This window comes from Cellulomonas sp. P4_B5_2, from assembly GCF_056402235.1.
In genome coordinates, this window is record NZ_JBFUHU010000529.1 from 1 (window position 1) to 1,122 (window position 1,122).

Here is a 1,122-nt window from a genome sequence, read left to right on the forward strand (position 1 = left end):
GGCCCGGGTCCAGGACGACCTGGCCCGGGCCGCCGAGGCGGCGAGCGGTGAGGCGGCGGACATCCTCGTGGTCACCGCGGCGATGGCGGCCGATCCGACGCTCGCCGACGAGGCCCGTCGGCGGGTGCTGGAGACCCGGGCGACCCCCGCCCGGGCCGTGTGGGACGCGGCCGAGCTGGTTGCGGAGCAGCTCCGCGCTCTGGGCGGGTTGTTCGCCGACCGCGCGGCTGACGTCCAGGACGTGCGCGACCGCGTCATCGCCGAGCTGCTCGGCCTGCGGCCGCCGGGCGTGCCGGACCCGGGCATCCCGTTCGTCCTGGTGGCCGGCGACCTGGCGCCGGCAGACACCGCGCGGCTCGACCCGGAACGCGTGCTGGCCATCGTGACCGCCGGCGGGGGGCCGACGGCCCACACGGCGATCCTCGCGCGTTCCCTGGGCATCCCGTGCGTGGTCGCCGTGGTCGGGGCGGAGGCGATCGCCGACGGCGAGACGGTCCTCGTGGACGGCTCGGTGGGCGAGGTCGTGCGGTCCCCCGACGTCGACATGGTCGAGCGGGCAGCACGGACGAGACCCCGCCCGTCCCGCCTGGAGCGGCCGGGTGCCACGTCCGACGGTCACGCCGTCCCGCTGCTGGCCAATGTCGCGGACCCGGCGGGTGCCGCGGCCGCCGCGGAGGCCGGGGCCGAGGGCATCGGGTTGTTCCGCACGGAGTTCGAGTTCCTGGGCCGGACCACCGCGCCGGGGATCGCGGAGCAGGTGGCGGCCTACTCGCGGGTGTTCGCCGCATTCCCGGGCCGACGCGTGGTGATCCGCACGCTCGACGCGGGCGCCGACAAGCCGCTGCCGTTCGTGACGGCGGCGGGGGAGCCCAACCCCGCCCTCGGGGTGCGCGGGCTGCGTACCTCCTGGGCGCACCCCGGGGTCCTCGACGACCAGCTCGCGGCCATCGCCCAGGCCGCGTCGTCGTCGTCGGCCGACGTCTGGGTGATGGCCCCGATGGTGGCCACCGCCGACGAGGCCGACGGCTTCGTCGAGCGCTGCGTCGCGCACGGCCTCCCGCAGGCGGGGGTGATGGTCGAGGTGCCCGCGGCCGCGCTCCGTGCCGGCGACCTGCTCCTGCA

Annotated in this window: 1 protein-coding gene; it reads left to right on the forward strand. The window is 77.4% G+C overall.

All coding sequences use genetic code 11. The features are described 5' to 3' along the window. Positions 1 to 1,122 (forward strand): putative PEP-binding protein (locus AC1DUQ_RS21895; protein WP_477074657.1); only part of this gene is annotated, 1,122 nt, incomplete at both ends.